At 65.8% G+C, this 17,581-nt stretch carries 16 protein-coding genes and 2 tRNA genes; 5 read left to right on the top strand and 13 right to left on the bottom strand.

The genetic code is table 11. From position 1 onward, the window contains the following. Window positions 1-64 precede the first annotated feature (64 nt). Window positions 65-1,399, bottom strand: a complete 1,335-nt coding sequence (locus tag FYJ68_RS01340) for a CHAD domain-containing protein (protein ID WP_154433514.1) — start codon at window positions 1,397-1,399, stop codon at window positions 65-67. 228 nt (window positions 1,400-1,627) lie between these two features. Between FYJ68_RS01340 and FYJ68_RS01335 the strand changes: the two genes are divergently transcribed. Beyond that, window positions 1,628-2,932 (top strand): alpha-amylase family glycosyl hydrolase, encoded by a 1,305-nt coding sequence (locus tag FYJ68_RS01335; protein WP_154433513.1) that lies wholly within the window; start codon window positions 1,628-1,630, stop codon window positions 2,930-2,932. A 76-nt stretch (window positions 2,933-3,008) separates the two neighbouring features. On the opposite strand, the gene FYJ68_RS01330 is transcribed toward FYJ68_RS01335, so the two are convergent. After that, window positions 3,009-3,824, bottom strand: a complete 816-nt coding sequence (locus tag FYJ68_RS01330; protein ID WP_195837671.1) for a creatininase family protein — start codon at window positions 3,822-3,824, stop codon at window positions 3,009-3,011. A gap of 257 nt (window positions 3,825-4,081) precedes the next feature. Between FYJ68_RS01330 and FYJ68_RS01325 the strand changes: the two genes are divergently transcribed. Further along, window positions 4,082-5,746 (top strand): ABC transporter substrate-binding protein, encoded by a 1,665-nt coding sequence (locus FYJ68_RS01325; RefSeq protein ID WP_154433511.1) that lies wholly within the window; start codon window positions 4,082-4,084, stop codon window positions 5,744-5,746. 80 nt (window positions 5,747-5,826) lie between these two features. Here the strand turns inward: FYJ68_RS01325 and FYJ68_RS01320 are convergent, their stop codons facing one another. From FYJ68_RS01320 to FYJ68_RS01290, 7 genes are all read right to left on the bottom strand, one after another. After that, on the bottom strand, window positions 5,827-6,606 hold the full coding sequence (locus FYJ68_RS01320; protein ID WP_154433510.1) for a creatininase family protein: 780 nt from the start codon (window positions 6,604-6,606) through the stop codon (window positions 5,827-5,829). Window positions 6,607-6,615: 9 nt separating this feature from the next. After that, entirely contained in the window at window positions 6,616-7,506 is an 891-nt protein-coding gene (locus tag FYJ68_RS01315; protein ID WP_195837670.1) for a proline iminopeptidase-family hydrolase, read from the bottom strand. A gap of 19 nt (window positions 7,507-7,525) precedes the next feature. Beyond that, on the bottom strand, window positions 7,526-8,599 hold the full coding sequence (locus tag FYJ68_RS01310; RefSeq protein ID WP_195837669.1) for a M42 family metallopeptidase: 1,074 nt from the start codon (window positions 8,597-8,599) through the stop codon (window positions 7,526-7,528). Window positions 8,600-8,663: 64 nt separating this feature from the next. After that, entirely contained in the window at window positions 8,664-9,497 is an 834-nt protein-coding gene (locus tag FYJ68_RS01305; RefSeq protein ID WP_154433507.1) for a creatininase family protein, read from the bottom strand. 196 nt (window positions 9,498-9,693) lie between these two features. Next, window positions 9,694-9,770: transfer RNA gene (locus FYJ68_RS01300), tRNA-Pro, on the bottom strand. 65 nt (window positions 9,771-9,835) lie between these two features. After that, a complete protein-coding gene (locus FYJ68_RS01295) occupies window positions 9,836-10,723 on the bottom strand; it encodes a 4-(cytidine 5'-diphospho)-2-C-methyl-D-erythritol kinase (protein WP_326832145.1) in 888 nt (295 codons plus the stop codon). A 3-nt stretch (window positions 10,724-10,726) separates the two neighbouring features. Further along, a complete protein-coding gene (locus FYJ68_RS01290; protein ID WP_154433506.1) occupies window positions 10,727-11,023 on the bottom strand; it encodes a Veg family protein in 297 nt (98 codons plus the stop codon). Between the two features lie 131 nt (window positions 11,024-11,154). Between FYJ68_RS01290 and FYJ68_RS01285 the strand changes: the two genes are divergently transcribed. Next, on the top strand, window positions 11,155-12,231 hold the full coding sequence (locus FYJ68_RS01285) for a M24 family metallopeptidase (RefSeq protein WP_154433505.1): 1,077 nt from the start codon (window positions 11,155-11,157) through the stop codon (window positions 12,229-12,231). Window positions 12,232-12,312: 81 nt separating this feature from the next. Here the strand turns inward: FYJ68_RS01285 and nagB are convergent, their stop codons facing one another. From nagB to FYJ68_RS01265, 4 genes are all read right to left on the bottom strand, one after another. Further along, a complete protein-coding gene (gene nagB, locus FYJ68_RS01280) occupies window positions 12,313-13,047 on the bottom strand; it encodes a glucosamine-6-phosphate deaminase (RefSeq protein ID WP_154433504.1) in 735 nt (244 codons plus the stop codon). Between the two features lie 258 nt (window positions 13,048-13,305). Continuing rightward, window positions 13,306-13,941 (bottom strand): RdgB/HAM1 family non-canonical purine NTP pyrophosphatase, encoded by a 636-nt coding sequence (gene rdgB / locus FYJ68_RS01275; protein ID WP_154433503.1) that lies wholly within the window; start codon window positions 13,939-13,941, stop codon window positions 13,306-13,308. Window positions 13,942-13,994: 53 nt separating this feature from the next. Continuing rightward, a complete protein-coding gene (gene rph / locus FYJ68_RS01270; RefSeq protein WP_154433502.1) occupies window positions 13,995-14,735 on the bottom strand; it encodes a ribonuclease PH in 741 nt (246 codons plus the stop codon). A gap of 46 nt (window positions 14,736-14,781) precedes the next feature. Then, window positions 14,782-14,857: transfer RNA gene (locus tag FYJ68_RS01265), tRNA-Val, on the bottom strand. A gap of 146 nt (window positions 14,858-15,003) precedes the next feature. On the opposite strand from FYJ68_RS01265, the gene FYJ68_RS01260 reads away from it, so the two are divergent. Together FYJ68_RS01260 and FYJ68_RS01255 are read left to right on the top strand one after the other, a co-directional pair. Beyond that, window positions 15,004-16,536: a Mur ligase family protein gene (locus FYJ68_RS01260; protein WP_154433501.1), complete on the top strand. Its 1,533-nt coding sequence runs from the start codon at window positions 15,004-15,006 to the stop codon at window positions 16,534-16,536. A 62-nt stretch (window positions 16,537-16,598) separates the two neighbouring features. Next, on the top strand, window positions 16,599-17,540 hold the full coding sequence (locus FYJ68_RS01255; protein ID WP_154433500.1) for an HAD family hydrolase: 942 nt from the start codon (window positions 16,599-16,601) through the stop codon (window positions 17,538-17,540). Window positions 17,541-17,581 lie beyond the last annotated feature (41 nt).

Genomic DNA, 17,581 nt, shown 5'->3' with positions numbered 1-17,581 from the left:
GCACATCGCGGCACCGTCCCTTCGAATCAAACGTTAGCCGAACGCGCGGCGGGGAGAACGCCGTTCACAGATTTTCGTCAGGAGACGGGACATCCGCCAGCTCCGCGCCGCCAAACGCATGGGAGAATGCCCTCTCACCCGCCTGGGAGCAGTCGGAGGAGATTCGCCGGAGCTCGCCCCTGACCTCGGAGAAGCGCCCCTTCCTCGCAAGCTCGCCGGAGAGCCGCGCGGCAGACGCGTAGTCGCAGGCCGTGCCCAGGACGTCCTGGGCCTCCCTCAGCGAGGCCGCCCGCGACGCCTGCCCCGGGGCCAGCTGGTCCCCCAGCCGCCTAATCACGTAGCGCAGCTCCTTCTCGCGCTTTCTGAGCGTGTGGAGCTCGTCCGGCGTGCTCGGTGGAAGCGCCCTCAGCGCATCCGCCTTTCCGGCCAGCCGGTCAAAGCGTTGTGCGAGCTCGTCCCGCGCGACCCCATGCTCGCGCGCCGCCTTGGTCAGACGCGGCTTGTCCAGCGACTTGAGGGAGGACGAGAGCGCCGCCGAGACCCGCTTGGACGCGAGGGCCCCCTTGAGCCTTCCCGCCTCACGCTCGCGCTCGTCAGCCAGGAGCGAGACGACCTGAGGCAGGCGGCTCGGCGTCCCATCTCCGCAGGCGGCCTCGCGAAACGAGCCGGACGCCACCAGGGAGAGCAGCACGTCCATGTCACGCAGCCTGGACGTCTGCCCCTGGACCAGGGAGAGGTCGTCGCAGAGGGAGGAGGACCCGCGAAGCCACGGAGAGGCGAAGCGCGCGAGCGACCGCGCCTCCCTGAGGGAGATGCGCAGTCGGTGCAAGTTGGAGGCGGACGGCTCCGCCAGGAAGTCATCCCTCCTGCCCGCGATGCGACGCGAGCAGGCCGCCAGCGCCGACTCGAGCGCGTCGAGTTCCTCCCACGGCTCCACCGCCGGCCCGTTGACAAACCAGAGAGCGAGAGCCCCCGAGGGCTGACCACCTGGCTCCAGCGCGAGCATGGCGCCGGGCTTGAAGTCGGGGCTCGTGCCCAGGAGGCCGCGCGCCACCGCCGGGACGAGGGGGACGTGCCCGACCGCGATGACGCAGTCCCCCTCCGCCTCTTGCAGCTCCGCCATAAGCCGCTCGGGATCGGTGGAGGCCAGGGAGCCATGCACGACGGGCTCGGGGGCGCGCGCCGCACGTGCGACGAGCCGCGCCGTCTGGCGCGCGCGAAGCAGCGGGCTGGTCCACACTGCCACGCTGCCCCGGTCGCCCAGAAGCGCGAGCGTGGCGGGAAGTGACCTCTCGAGCGCGACCCTTCCGGCCTTGGTGAGGGGCCGCTCGGAGTCGTCCTCGCCCGGCCTCGCGGCGCGGGCCCTACCGTGGCGCATCAGCACGAGCGTCTTGACCATGTGCCCTCCGAACCTGGGGCGCCGCCGACGGGACGGGGGTCCGAGCCGGACGGTCGCATGTCTCTCCTAGGAACGATTCTATCGGCTGCATGTAAGCGCAGCGTAAGCTGACGTGCGGCGGGGACCTCGACCCAACCCGTCGCACGGCAACCGCTGGGACAAAGTTGTTTGCACGACCTCTCCCCGTGCGGCAGAATTGAACTCGACGGCAAGTCAACGGGAGGCTCCATGGCAGCAGACACCAGCAACGCAGTGCGCGACCTCGTCATCTATTCCATCTTCGTGCGCAACCACACGGAGGAGGGAACGTTTAGGGCGGTAATTCCGGACCTGCCCAGGATTCGCTCGCTGGGAACCGACGTGGTGTGGCTGATGCCCATCCACCCCATTGGGGAGGCCTGCAGAAAGGGCACGCTGGGAAGCCCCTACGCCATCCGCGACTACCGTGCCGTGAACCCCGAGTACGGGACGCTCGACGACATGCGCGCCCTGGTCGACGCCATCCACGCAAACGGCATGCGCTGCATCATCGACGTGGTGTACAACCACACCTCGCCCGACTCCGTGCTCCTCTCCCGGCATCCCGAGTACTTCTACCACAAGCCGGACGGCAGCACCGGCAACCGCGTGGGCGACTGGAGCGACATCGTCGACCTGGACTACTCCAACCACGATTTGTGGGACTACCAGATCCAGACGCTCTGCCAGTGGGCGCAGATCGTCGACGGCTTCCGCTGCGACGTGGCGTCGTTTGTCCCCGTCGACTTCTGGATCCATGCGCGCCGGGAAGTCCAGAGGGTCCACCCCGGCTGCCTGTGGCTAGCCGAGACGGTGCACCGCTCCTTTGGGGCTGCCTGCCGCGCCGCGGGCATGTACTGCGCGCGAGACACCGAGGCGTTCGAGGCCTTTGACGCCGAGTACTCCTACGACGTGCAGGAGGCCTTTGACCGCTATCTGGAGGGCAAGATCCCCCTCTCGTGCTACCTGGACCTCTTGGACTTCCAGGAGAGCGTGTACCCCCAGAACTACGACAAGCTCCGCTTCTTGGAGAACCACGACCTGCCTCGCATCGCGCCGCGGGTGGGCGGCACAAGGGCGCTGGAGAACTTCACCGCCATGCTCTACTTCCTCAAGGGGACCACGCTCGTGTACGCCGGGCAGGAGGTGGCGAGCGAGCACAGGCCGAGCCTCTTCGACCGCGACCCCATCAATTGGGAGGGCGGCCACGACCTTTCGCCCCTGATGGCGCGTATGTCCGCCGTCAAGAGGAAGGCCCTGGACGCCGACGACGCGTTCTTCTCCTCCGCGGATGACGAGGCAAACGTCGCCGTCCTCAGGCGAGAGTCCCATGGGGTGAGGAAGGTCGGTGCGTTCTGCCTTGGCGGGGAGGGCGCGACGGTGGACGTCCCGCTCCCCGACGGCGCATACGAGAACCTCGTGGACGGCGTCACCGTGAGGGTGTCCGACAGCAGGCTGGTCCTGGATGGCAGCCCCGTGGTCGTGCGAGCCGAGGTCGAGCCCGAGCGCGTGTAGGGGACATCCCGGCTGCACGGCGGAGGGGGCGCCCCGCATGATGCGGGGCGCCCCCTCGCGAAGCCCCTCCCGGGCCCTACCCCTCCAGGTGTTCGGTTGCGCGTGACGGGTCGAGGGGCTTTGGCAGCCTCTCACCCTCGAGGGTGTGCAGAAAGCCGATGAGCCAGGTGGCAGTCCCCTCGAGCATCTGCCTGCCCAGCTCCGCCGATGAGTCCCGAGGGTGGTCGTCAAAGCCCTCCGCAACCCAACCCGAGCTGGCAAAGCGCACAAGCCGTCGCGGGACGTCCACATCCACGCCCTGGTAGCGAACTGAGCACCAGCCCGTCGAGGGAAGGTCGTCCCCCACGTCTGGGAGGAGCCCCTCGTCGCACACCTGGGAGAGGTCGACGGAGTCGGGGTCGATGGCCAGATTCGCCGAGGTCTCCATTGCGCCCCCATGGCCGCCTCCCCAGCGCGGGTCAATCTGAGGGGCGACCCGCCACCAATTGACCATCGCGGCGATGCAGCCCCGATCATTGAGCCCCATCGAAACCTGCGAGATGGACTTGACGTTGCCGCCGTGCCCGTTGAGGAACACGAAGCGCCGCGCCCCATAGTCGTACAGCTGCGAGGTGATGCTCTGGAGGACCCTTGCGAGCCCTTCCACCCCAAGGGAGATGGTCCCGGGATACCCGACCAGGTCGTCCGTGGCGCCATAGGGCAGCGTTGGGGCTATGAGGAATGTCCCGTCCCTCTCCTCGACCTGCCTCAGGATCTCGTCCGGCGCCATGGTGTCGGTTCCCAGGGGATTGTGGCGTCCATGGCACTCGGTCGAGCCGACCCCAATCACCACGAGGTCATGAGCGTCGAAGTAGTCCCTCACCTGCGTCCAGGTGCTCCTGTCCATGCGCATGGGCCTCTCCTCTCTCCAGCCGGTCGGCTGCCGTCGCGTCATCCGTGGATGATAGCGCCTTCTCGCAAAGCCATCCGCTCGCCGGCGATATTCTGCCGTCTGGAATAAATGTATAAATGGATTGTTTCGTCATCATATCGAGTTTGTCATCAGTGTCACCACTGCTCCGTATTCACTGGTACAACCATCCGTAAACAAGTTTGGACCCGTTCAGACTTGCGTCAGGGTGCAGTTTGGTGGATACGGGAGGTAGCTTTATGGGAGCAAGCGGCACTAGCTTTACAAGGCGAACGTTCCTCAAGGGCTCGGCGGGACTCGCCGCCATCGCGGGCCTCACTGCATGTGGAAAGAAGGGGACGGGTGCCTCCGACAGCACCGGCGGTTCAACGGGCGGAACGATGAAGTACTACATCTCGAACCCCACGAGCATCGACCCCTACGACATCGAGGAGTTCAACGGCGTTGCCGTTTCGTACCAGCTGTTTGACCCCCTCACCATCTTCAACTTCTCGACCGAGAAGCTCGAGGGCCTCTCTGCCGAGTCCTGGGAGTCCAACGACTCCGCAGACACGTGGACCTTCAAGATCCGCAAGGGGCTGAAGTTCCACGACGGAACCGACGTCACCGCGAAGTCGTTCAAGTACGGATGGGAGCGCCTCTGCAACCCCAAGGCGGGCTCGGCCCCGTCCGTCGTCTCGTATCACCTCCAGCTCGTCAAGGGGTACGACGACATGATCAACGGCAAGGCAACCGAGCTTGCCGGGGTCACCTGCCCGGATGACTACACGCTGAAGGTAGAGCTGAGCGCCCCGTACGCCGACTTCCCCTACGTCACGTCGTGCACGCCCCTCTCGCCCATCCCAGACTGCGCGAAGAAGGACTTTGCCGCCTACACCAAGGCCCCGGTAGGCAACGGTCCCTTCAAGATGGACGGCACGTGGAAGGACGACCAGTACATCAACCTCAAGCGCTTTGACGACTATGCCGGTCCCAACACGGCAAGCGTCGACGGGGTCAACTTCTCGATCCAGAAGGACGCGGATACCGCGTTCCGCGAGTTCGAGGCAGGCAACCTCGACGTGTGCGACATCCCCACTGGCCGCATCAAGGAGACCGAGGGTTCCTACGGCACCTCCAAGGACGGCTTCACCGCAACCCCGGGCAACCAGACCCTCACGGGCGAGGTCCTGTACACGGAGTATCTTGCCTACAACGTGAACGACGAGGTCCTCTCGAACGTGAAGGTGCGCCAGGCCATGTCCCTGGCCCTCAACCGCCAGAAGATCTGCGACACGCTCTACGAGGGCACGGCAAAGCCCGCCGGAGACATCGTTCCCCCGGGCATCAGGGGGAACGATGAGAGCACATGGGCCTATACCGCCTACGACAAGGACAAGGCCGAGAAGCTGCTGGACGAGGCAGGTTATAAGGCTGACTCCAGCGGAGACCGTGGGATCAAGATCGACTTCATGGTGTCGTCCTCGAGCTCCACGGACGAGTTCACGATGATGATCAACGACTGGAAGGCGGTCGGCATCACCGTGACGATCGACCAGATGGAGTACGCCTCGATGCTCACGAAGTACACCGACGGTACGTTCCAGCTGGGATCGCGCGGGTGGACCGCCGACTACCCCATCATGGACAACTTCCTCCAGCCCCTCATGTACACCGGGGTGGGCGACAACGTGTCCCACTACTCCAGCAGCAAGTTTGACGCCAAGCTCGACGAGGCGCGCAAGACCGTGGACGAGGACAAGCGCATCGAGCTCATGCACGAGGCTGACGCGATCGCAGCCGAGGACATGCCCATCATCCCCATCATCCACAAGGGCCTGAGCAAGGTCTGCTCCAAGAACTTCACCAACGTAATCGTTGACGCGGCACGCTGCCCCGAGCTCCACTCCGCAAAGAAGGCATAGAGTCCCCAGGAGGGGAGAGAAGAGCGCGCCCCGGACGCCACATGGCCTCCGGGGCGCGCTGTCATCGCCAGGCGAAAAGGTCAGCGCTCGATTGGGTCTGGCAGTGGGGACTCCGCAAACGCGTCGACGAAGTCGGCGAGCCAGTCAGCCATGGCCGTGAGCATGTCCCTACCCCACTCCGCGCTCGCCTCCGATGGGTCATCCGGCCCGATCCAGCCGTTTGACGCATAGCGGCGGGCGCGGCGCAGCAGGGTCGGGGTGAGACCCTCGAACTCGACGGAGTCAAACCCCAACGTCTTGAGCGCGTCCCCGCCGTCGTCCACGAGGTCCATGGGCGCAACTGCGTCGAGGTCAACCGCCGAGGGGTCAATCCACAGGTTGGCAGACGTCTCCTGCGCCCCTCCATGGCCACCGCCCCATTTGGGGTCGAGCTGCCCGGCGAGCTTCCACCAGTTGACCAGCGCCACCTGGCATCCCGCGTCATTGAGCTCGTAGCCGACCCTCGTCAGCGACTTGGCGTTGCCCCCATGGCCGTTGACGAAGACGAAGTGACGCACCCCATAGTGCCGCAGCTGGGAGCATATCCGCTTGGCAACCTGATAGAGCAGCTCGTCGCCAAGCGAGAGGGTCCCGGGATAGTCGATGAAGTGGTCGGCGGACCCCAGCTTGAGGGTTGGCCCAACCAGGACGTCCGGGCGCCTCTCGTCCAGAAGCTCGAGAATCCTTTGCGGCGCCATCCAGTCGGTGCCCAGGGGATTGTGCCGCCCATGGTTCTCGGTGCTTCCAAAGCCGAGGACGACAAGGTCGCGCCGGGAGAGGTACTCCTCCACATGGGGCCACGTGCTTCTCTCCAAGAACATGCTGCCTCCCTACTCGTGACGCTCCACGAACTCCTCGACCACGTCGTTGTAGGCCTGGGGCTGCTCCGAGTGGACGCAGTGGGTGCCTCCCCTGAAGAGGTGCCATTCGCAGCCGGGGATCCTGTCGACCACCTGCTTGGCAATGTAAGGGGTGCACTCGTCCGCCTCACCTGACGTGAACAGGGTTGGAATCGAGATGCGATGCAGGTCGTCGGTGATGTCCCAGTGAGAGAGCTTCCCCGTAACCACGAACTCGCTCATCCCCTGCATGAAGTGGTAGCACTCCTTGCCGGGCTCGTCCTTGGGACGCCTGAGCTTGGGGTCCTCGTCCTCCGCACTCACCTTGCACACGTGCCGACGGTAGTACTCGTCACTTGCCGCCTTGACCTCGGGTCGCTCGTAGTCGCCATCCTCGTCCGCCTGGACAAGGGCCTTCTGCATATCGATGGGCAGATAGCCGCGAAGGCGATTCGCCTCCTCAAGCCACAGGTCGAGGGATGCGGGGCCGCTCGCGACGACCATGGACGCGATGCCGGCGGGGCGATGCGTTGCATACTGCATGGCAAGCATCCCGCCCCAGGAGTGACCCCACAGGTGGATGCGATCGAGCCCGAGCTCGCGGCGCACGACCCTGAGCTCGTCCTCAAAGAACTCCGCGCTCCACTGGTCGGGGAGGGCGGGAGACTTTGACTTGCCGCAGCTCATCTGGTCGTAGTAGATGACGGCGCGACCGTACCTCTCTGCAATGTCGTCGAGGGAGGTCACGTAGTAGTGTGCCGAGCCGGGCCCTCCGTGGAGGGCGAGGATGGGCAGCCTCCCCGTGTCACACTCGCCCACGATGCGGTAGTAGGTCTTGTAGCCTGCGAAGGGGATGTACCCCTCCTGGACCTTAAGAGACATCTTCCTTCTCCTCACGCCCCTAGAACCCCTGGACAATCTCCTGCGTAAAGCGCGAGACGACCTCCACGGCAACTCGCGCCGTCTCCTCCACGTCGTCGAGCGCGCAGATGGCCGTCCCCGCATGCACGTAGCGGCAAGGGACCCCTGCGACCACGCTGGGGACGTCCATCATATGGGTGGGGCCACCGTCGGTTCCACCGCCCTCGCGCACGCTCGTCTGGCACGTGAGCCCTGCGTCCTCGGCGCACTTGAGCACGAAGCGCTGGTAGCGCGGGTTCGTGATCATGCACACGTCGAAGTAGCGAAACATCGGCCCATGGCGCAGCGCCGTCTGGATGTCGTCGGGCGCCTGGAAGGTGTCATCGGCGGGGCACCCCTCGAACATGAACGCAATCTGTGGGTTGAAATGCCTCACCGCCGCGGCGACACCCCTCTCGCCCACCTCCTCCATAGCAGAGACGCTCGCGACGACGTCAAACGGGAGGTCGGCGCGACGGGAAAGCTCGCGGAGCGCAAGCAGCTCTGCCGCCACGCCGGCTCGGCAGTCGAAGCCCTTGCCAAAGGCCACGCCCGTCTCGTTGTCGTACTGGAACTTGGTGGCGGGAACCATGGGCTCGCCCATACCCATGTGAAACTTCTCGATTGCCTCTTCCTTTGAGGATGCGCCGACGTCGAGGATCATGGGGCTGTCCCCGGCGGCAGCCTCTGCCTTTGACATGAAATGTGGTGGCTTGATGCCCACCACGCCGTGGCGCCAGACCCCATCCGTGCCCCTCACGAGCACATCCTGGCCGGCAAGCACGTGGGGAGAGAACCGACCGAGCTCCACAAAGGACATCGTTCCGTTGGAGCGGATCGAGCGAACCATCCCGCCGACCTCGTCGCCGTGGGCGTCAAGCATGACCACGGGCTTCTCCCCCGTGAAGTTGTTGGGGGTGATGAGCGCGTCCATGAGCGAGTTAGTCTGGACGTCCGCCCAGCCCTCGCAGAATTCGCGCACCACCCAAACCGTCTCGTCCTCGAAGCCCGAGGGCGACTTCGCGTTGCTCAGGCTCCCAAGCAGGTCGACCGTCTCGTTTCGATCAAATTCCATCGTTTCTCCGATTCCTCCCATTAGCCGGGACAAAGCCAGGGCTCCTCGCGCTGGACCCTCTCGCCTACTCGCCCGCCTTGCGCCCAAAGGCGGCGACCGTTCTGATGGGCATTGGCTGCGGGAGAGGCGCACGCCTCATTGCCCCGATGAAGTCCGCGAGATAGGACCCCACGCCCTCCATCATCTGGCGACCCCACTCGGGGTCGGCGCCCGACGGATCGTCCGGGCCAATCCAGCCGTTGCCGGCATAGCGGCAGGCGTCCCGCGGGAACGCGACGTGCGCCCCCTTGTAGAGCACGTTGTCCCAACCGTCAGTTGGCAGCTCGTCCGAGACGTCGTTTGCAAGGTCCATGGGCCCGAGAGCCGACCGATCGACGAGAGCCGGGTCCACCGCCATGACCGCCGCTGTCTCCTCCGCTCCGCCATGGCCGCCACCCCAGACGGGGTTAAGCTCCCCCGCCATAAGCCACCAGTTGGCGAGTGCCGCAAGGCACCCCCTCCGGTTGAGTCCCTCGCAAACCGCAGAGAGGGGCTTGATGTTGGGGCCGTGGCCGTTGATTACGAGGAAGCGTCGTGCCCCGTAGTCGTAGAGCTGGTCCGTGATGCGCTGCGCCAGCCGCATCAGCAGGTCATATCCAATCGAGAGGGTCCCGGGGAACCCAACCAGGTCGTCTGCGTTCCCATAGGGAATGGTCGGCGCCACGAGGACATCGGGGTCGCCCCTCTCGGCAAGGTCTCGCTCGATGATGTCAAGCAGGAGGTTTGGGGCCAAGGTATCCGTTCCCAGTGGGTTGTGCCTCCCATGCTCCTCGGTGCTACCGACCGCCAGGACCACGAGATCCTCGCCGCTGGAAAAGTATGCCTGGACGCATGGCCAGGTCGAAAGCTCGATACGCATGAACTCCCCTTACCCCCCGACAAAGCGGGGACGCCAAACCTGAGCATATGTCGGGGTCCACTATATCGCCCTCCAGTTAAGGGGCGTTTAACAAATGGCGGAGTCCAAAAAGAAGGAGGGCGAGGATGAGGAGCATCCCAAACGTGCCCGCAACGCAAAAAGGCCCAGGGGAGTAACCCCTGGGCCCCTGCATGTCTGGTCGGGACGACTGGATTCGAACCAGCGACCTCACGGTCCCGAACCGTGCGCGCTACCAAACTGCGCCACGTCCCGTAGCTTGCTTAATCTAGCAGATTTGCCACACGGATGGAAGCCGCTGCGTCAAATCGGCCTACGTCCTAGTTCGCGACCTCATCCCTGCTGGAGACGACACGCGTGGCGCAAGACCAAAGCCCCTGCTCGTCGTGAGCAAGGGCGGCGATGCGCTCGGCGTCCGCATGGCTGGAGCAGATGCCAAAGACGCAGCTCCCGGATCCGGACACCATGCTGGCCCTGACGCCATCCTGCACGGCGAGCCACCTCTCGACCTCGGCGATCTGCCCCTCGGCGCGGCGAGCGGCACCGGAGAGGTTGTTGTACAGGCTCCTCGCGACGTCCGCCACGCTGCCTCCGGACAGGGCATTGATGATTCCCGTGGTGTCCAGGGGATTGACGGGATCGCAGTCGAACTCGGCGTACGCCCTCGCCGTTGAGACGCCGCCCTTTGGCCTGACAAGGACGATGGGCACGTCGCCCAGGGCGGGGAACACCCTGCACAGCACGTCCCCGGCGCCCTCGAGAAGCGAGGGGGCGAGGTTGAGGAAGAAGGGGACGTCCGCGCCAACCGAACGCGCAACCCCCACGACCGCATCACTTGCGGGGGACACACCCCAGAGGTCGCAGAGCGCCAGGATGGTGGCGGCGCCATCCGACGAGGAGCCGCCAAGACCGCTCTTCGGGGGCACGCGCTTCTCGATCGAGACCTGATACTCGGGGGAACGGCCGAAGGCCGCGCAGAGACGCTCCGCCGCGACGTAGGCAGTGTTGTCCCTCTCGCCTACCCCGGCATCCACGTCCATCGAGACATGAAGGGGGCTGTCCGGCGTCTCGCTCACGGTAACTCTGTCGGCAAGGCCCAGGGCTACCATCACCGAGTCCGCCCTGTGATAGCCTCGCTCGTCCCTCCCGGGATAAATCCCCAGGTGAAGGTTCACCTTGGCGGGTGCTAGAAGCGTGACGGAGCGCACGGCCTACTGCTCCTGGATGTCGGAGAAGTCGAGCACGCGCTCGCCGGTGTCCGGATCGTACAGCTCGACGGTGGAGGTGAGGACGTCCACGTACTGGTAGGACTGGCGTGCCCTGCGGCCACGACGCTCCTCGACCTCGATGACGAAGAGGGTGGGGTAGGCACCGACGAGCGTGCCCGTGCGCTCGACGACGCGCGAACGACCCATGTTGGCGCGGACCTTGACCCGCTTGCCCTGAAGACCCTTAAGTTCGTCGCGGATTTCGTCTACCCTGTTGACGGGTGGGATCTCTGATTCCATATGAAGGTACCTCCATGAAGCGGCGGCGGGAAGGCGTGCCCTCCCGCCGCCTTGTGTCATGCAGCCTTTAAGTGTATAGCAGCAGGTGCGTGTTCACGAAAGGTAGACAGGCACCGTAAGAGGGAGAGGCCATGGACCAGGGACGCAGCAAACGTGTGATGGACAACCTACGGCAGATGGGGCTCTCACAGGCACTATTCTGTGACCCGCTGTCCATTTGGTACCTGACGGGCTACTACACGGAACCCCTGGAGCGCTTCCTGGCGCTATACCTGAGCCCGAGCGGCTCCGTCCTGTTTGCCAACCGCCTCTTCCCCGACGCCACGGGCGCGGCGGACCGGCTGGTGACCTTTGACGACACCGAGGACCCCATTCCCCTGGTGGCGGCGAACTGCGACCCCAACTCCGAGCTCGGGGTGGACAAGGACCTTGCAGCGCGTTGGCTCGTGCCCCTCATGGACTCCAAGGCCGCGAGCGGCTTCAGGCTCGCCTCGAAGGCGGTGGATGACGCGCGCTCCATCAAGGACGACCGCGAGCAGGGCCTGATGCGCCAGGCGAGCCTGACCAACGACCTCGCGATGTCCTGGCTCGCCTCGCAGGTGAGGGAGGGAGCCACCGAACTCTCTATCGCCGAGGGCCTGCTGGGCGAGTACCGCTCGCTGGGGGCGCAGGACCACTCGTTCCCGCCAATCGTCAGCTACGGCGCGCACGCCGCCGACCCGCACCACGAGCCCGACCAGACGCCCCTTGCCAAGGGTGACATGGTCCTCTTTGACGCGGGCTGCAAGCAGGACTGGTACTGCTCCGACATGACCAGGACGTTCTTCACGGCAGAGCCCACGGCGCACCAGCTTGAGGTGTACGACACGGTCCGCAGGGCAAACGAGGCCGCAGAGAAGATCGTGCGTCCGGGCGTCACCTTTGCCCAGATAGACCTCACTGCCCGAAAGGTCATCGAGGACGCGGGCTTTGGCCCCTATTTCACCCATCGTCTGGGGCACCAGATCGGTCTCACCGACCACGAGCCCGGCGACGTGAGCGCCACGCACGACGAGCCCGTGCGCCCAGGGCAGTGCTTCTCCATCGAGCCGGGAATCTACCTGCCCAACGACATGGGCGTGCGCATCGAGGACCTGGTGATCGTGACCGAGAACGGGTGCGAGGTCCTCAACCACTACACGCACGAGCCGGTTGTCCTCGACGCCTAGGGCAAGGCGAGAGAGACGGGGCACCCCCGCAGGAAGCCATCTCCTGCGGGGGTGCGTCTGTCTCCGGTGTCTGCGACACGGCTAGTCTCGCGGGCAGAGGCTCAGCGCCTCCTCGTCCGCCACGACCACACAGTTGGTGTGCAGCTGCAGAATGGAGGCTGGCACCTTGGGTGTGACGGGCCCAAAGCACATATCGTACACGGCCTGGGCCTTTGCCTCGCCGTTCGCAATCACCAGGATGCTCCGCGCACGCATGATGGTCTGGACCCCCATGGTGTAGGCCTGCCTCGGCACATCCTCCTCGCGCTCGAAGAGGCGGCTGTTGGCCTCAATGGTGCTCGGGGTAAGCGTGACGCAGTGCGTCCCCTTGCTGAACACGTCGTCGGGCTCGTTGAACCCAATGTGCCCGTTCCTGCCAATGCCCAGGAGCTGGAGGTCGGGGTAGCCCGCCTCCTCCACCATGCGGTCGTACTCGGCGCACGCCTCGTCGGCGTTGGGATTGGATCCGTCGGGCACGTGGGTGTTGGCGATGTCGATGTTGATCTTGTCAAAGAAGTTCTTGCGCATGAAGTAGTGATAGCTCTGCGGGTCCTCGTGCGTGAGGCCGCGATACTCGTCCAGGTTGTAGGTGTGGACCTTGGAGAAGTCGCAGTCGCCCTTGGCGCACCAGGCGGCGAGCTGGCCGTAGGTCCCCAGCGGAGTGGTGCCCGTGGCAAGCCCCAGGACGCTGTCGGGCTTGAGTATCACCTGGGCCGAGATGATGTTTGCCGCCTTGCGGCTCATGTCCCGGTAATCGATTGTTCTTATGATGCGCATGAGAACGCTCCTTCCCAGCCGGCGAGCAGCTCCTGCGCCCGCCGCGCGACCAGAGGTCGCCTTAGCAACGGGCGGCCACCAGGGCGAGGCCGCATGAACTATGGAAGGTCCCGCCGCGTCGAGGCCCCTGCCCGTCCACGGCGATTGGGCTGAGTGCCCACATGCCCCACTCTAGCAATCCGCAGAATGGGGACATGCGGGAAAGGCAGCCCCACACACGAACGTCGGGACGGCCCGAGGACGAACACCTGTCGCAGCCTAGAGCTTGGCGGCGAGGTCCTGCAGGGCATGGAAGCGATGCGAGATGGCGTTCTTCTGCTCTGGCGTGAGCTCTGCCATCGTCTTGCCCGGGGTATCGTCTGGGTGGAACAGCGGGTCGTACCCAAAGCCGTTGTCGCCCCTGGGGGAGAAGCCGACCATGCCCTCGCAGTCACCCTCCCCGCCAATGACTTCCTCGCCGTCCTCGTCACGCTGGACTAGCACCACACTGCTGTGGAAGCGCGCGCGGCGACGCTCGGCGGGCACGCCGTCGAGTTCGCGCAGGAGCTTCTCGTTGTTGGCGGCGTCGTTGCCGTGCTCGCCGGCGTAGCGGGCGCTGAAGATTCCCGGCGCTCCGTCCAGGGCGTCCACGCACAGGCCGGAGTCGTCCGCGACCGCCATGTGCAATCCCGTCTCGTCCAGAGCCGCCCGCGCCTTAATCACCGCATTGTCGTGAAAGGTCTGACCATCCTCCACCGGGTCGGGGAAGTTGCCCAGCTGTCCCAGCGCGACGAACCTCATGCCCTCCATCACGGGAGAGAGAATAGCCTCGATCTCCGTGACCTTGTGCGCGTTGCCGGTGGCGACCACCACGGTCGCCGCAGGGTCCAGCTCCGAGATGTCCACGTGCTCCATGTGCCTCTCCTCCTCCGCAGCCCCGACGGCAGCACGCCCGTCGGAAGGGCTCGCTATGACCTGAAGTTGGTGACCCTCTCCTGCAGCTCGATGAGCCTTGCCACGCCAGCCTGCCCCATGTCGAGCAGGTCGTTGAGCTGGTCGCGCGAGAGGGTCGCCCGCTCTCCCGTGCACTGGGCCTCGACAATGCCGCCATCGCCGGTGCACACCAGGTTCATGTCGACCTGCGCGTGCGAGTCCTCCGGGTAGTCGAGGTCCAGGAGCTCGACCCCGCCAACCACACCCATGCTGATGGCGGCAACCTGGCCCGTGAGTGGCAGGCGGGCTATGGCGCCACGCTCCACAAACGACATGAGCGCGTCGTGGAGGGCGACCCATGCGCCGGTGATTGACGCGGTGCGGGTTCCGCCGTCCGCCTGGATCACATCGCAGTCGCAGGTGACGGTGAACTCGCCCAGGCGCTCCATGTCCACGACCGCGCGCAGGCTCCTGCCGATCAGGCGCTCGATCTCCATGCTGCGACCCTTGCGCCTTCCGTACTCACGACGCGTGCGCGTGCTGGTAGAGGCCGGGAGCATCGCATACTCCGCGGTGACCCAGCCAAGACGCTGCCCGCGCCTCCAGCCGGGAACGCCCTCCTCCACGGTCGCGGTGCACATGACCCTGGTATCGCCAAACTCGGCGAGACACGAGCCGTGCGCGTTCTTCATCACGTCGCGGGTGAGCTTGACGGGACGCATCTGGTCTGCGGCGCGCCCGTACGAGCGCTCGCGGGGGGCTGGGCTGTCTGCCATGCGATGGCTCCAAACGACGACGGGCCCCGAAGGGCCCGTAGATGGCTGGTGGGCGATGACGGATTCGAACCGCCGACCTTGTGCGTGTAAGGCACCTGCGCTAGCCGCTGCGCCAATCGCCCATAACAGGCAGAGTGTAGCACAGAGCCCCTCGCCCTCCCGAGGGTCGACGGGCGAGAGGGGCGACACCGCGGGGGCTTCGGTGGGGCTTTCGCGGGGTGACGCACCGAGTCCCCTCCCAGCCCCACGCGCGCATATACTTAGTCGCATGAATACGACACTTGAATCCATAGCCTCCCTCCTGGGAGGGGCCGGCCTCCTCGCACGCAATCCGAGCCTGGGCTCCGCGGCGGACGCACCCGTCACGGGAGCGGACAGCGACTCGCGCTTTGCCGCACCCGGTCACCTGTTCGTGTGCAAGGGAGCCGCCTTCAGACCCCAGTACCTCTCCTCCGCCATTGCGGACGGAGCGGTCGCGTACCTGTGCGACGAGTCCCATGCAGACGCCCTCGCGCCCGTTGCTGGGGACGTCCCTGCGTTGGTCGCGACGGACGACGGCCTGAGGCCCGCGATGGCCCTCGCCTCCGCGGAGGCCTGGGGACACCCCGACCGCAACCTCGACGTGGTGGGAATCACCGGCACTAAGGGCAAGAGCACCACCTCGTACATGCTGCGGACCATCCTGGATGCCGGGGAGCCCTACTCCCGCGCAGGCATCCTGGGATCCATCGAGACCTACGACGGCAGGGAGCGCGCCGAGAGCGTCAACACCACGCCCGAGGCTCCCGACCTTTGGCGTCACCTCGCAAACGCCCGTGACGCCGGCCTCCCCCACATGGTGATGGAGGTCTCGAGCCAGGCGCTCAAGTACGACCGCGTGGACCACCTTCGCCTGGACGTGGCGTGCTTCCTCAACATCGGCAGGGACCACATCTCGCCGCGCGAGCACCCCAGCTTCGAGGACTACTTCCAGAGCAAGCTGCGCATCTTCGACCAGGCCGACGTCGCCGTGGTCAACCTGGAGACCGACCACGTGGACGAGGTCCTCTCGCATGCGTCCCGCTGCAACAGGGTCGTGACCTTCTCCGCCAGGGGCGACCGCGACGCGGACGTGTGGGCAGACGATGTGGTCCCGTTCATGGGCGGAATCCGCCTTGTGGCGCACACCCCCAGCTGGGAGGGTGAGCTCGTGGTGAGCATACCCGGCCTCTTCAACGCGGAGAACGCCCTCTGTGCCGTCGCCGCGTGCGAGGTGCTGGGGATTGGCTACGAGCAGGTGCGCGACGGCCTTGCCAAGGTAAGCGTCCCCGGGCGCATGGAGCTGCTCCCCTCTCCCACCCCCAGGGTGGTGGGAATCGTGGACTACGCCCACAACAAGCTGAGCTACCAGCGCTTCTTCTCTTCCATCAGCAAGGAGTTCCCGGGCCGTTCCATCATCGCCGTGCTGGGGGCTCCCGGGGGGAAGGCATACGAGCGTCGCCACGAGCTGCCCGAGGAGGCGAGCAAGTGGGCGGACGTCCTCATCTATACGGAGGAGGACCCCGCGGGCGAGCCCGTCGAGCAGATCTGTCGGCAGCTCGCCGACGCAACGCCCAAGGGTCAGGCCCATGAGGTGATCGTCGACCGCCCCCAGGCCATCCGGCGCGCCGTGGAGCTGGCACTTCAGAGCGATCGCGGCGCCGTCGTGTGTCTCCTTGCCAAGGGAGACGAGACGCGCCAGCACGTTGGCGACTCGTACGTGCCGTGCGAGACCGACGGAGCGCTCTTTGCCCGTGCGATGCGCGAGCTCTACCACAACTAAGACGGAGGACCCACGGTGGCGCCCCCTGCGGGCGCCACCCTCATGTTGAAAGGACACCGACGTTGCCAGCAGCACTCTCGCTCCCGACCTTCCCCACCGATGCCGCTTCGCTTCCCAGCGACCTAGCAGAATCGCTCGGTCGCATCCGCCACGTGATCAGCGACACCGACAACACCATGATCTGTCACAGCACCGCGCTCCGCGACACCGCGGGAAGGCCGTCCGACGAGCTTCCCCGCACCCTTGTGGCCATGGCCGCCGCCGGCATGGACGTAGTCCCCTGCACGGGCCGCAACCGCGCCATGATCCGCGAGGACGCGCGCATCCTAGGACTCCCCGGCTGGATAGGCGAGATGGGCGGCATCCTGTGCCTCCACGAGGGCCAGGAGGACGGCTGGCGCTACTTCACGGCCGACATGCCCTACGACCCCTCCTGCGGCAGGACGCCCCACGACGTGATCGTGGCGACGGGTGTGGTGGGACGGCTCCTGGACCGCTGGTACGACTGCCTGGAGACCTACAACGACAACAACATCGGCTACCAGTACCGCGAGGTGACCGTAGCGCTGCGCGGAGCGGTCATGGAGGACGAGGCGCAGCGGATGCTGGACGAGACGGGCCTGCCCCTCTACCTGGCAGACAACGGTTTTGTCTCGCGCATAACCGGCAAGACGATCCTGCCCGCCGCGCAGTCGGGACACCTGGATGACGTGCACACCTACCACATCACCCCACGCGGCCTGGACAAGGGCTCGGCCGTGCAGCGCTACATCGAGCTCATGGACTGGGATCCCGCGGAGGTCATGGCGTGCGGGGACTCCCCCGCCGACTGCGCCATGGCTCCCCACGTGGGCACTTTCCTGCTCATGCGCAACGGCATCGACAACCCCAAGGCCCAGGCGGCGCTCGCCACGAGCGGCAACGCGTGGGTCTCGTCGAGGGATGCCACGGACGGCTTCTGCGACGCCATGCGCACCCTGGTCGAACTGAGAAGGCGCTCGTAGGGAGCGGTGTCTTAAGGTAGCGGAAAGCATTGCGCCCCTCG

It is taken from the genome of Olsenella porci (assembly GCF_009695875.1).
GTDB lineage: Bacteria > Actinomycetota > Coriobacteriia > Coriobacteriales > Atopobiaceae > Olsenella_H > Olsenella_H porci.
This window is presented reverse-complemented; position numbering and strand designations above follow the sequence as displayed.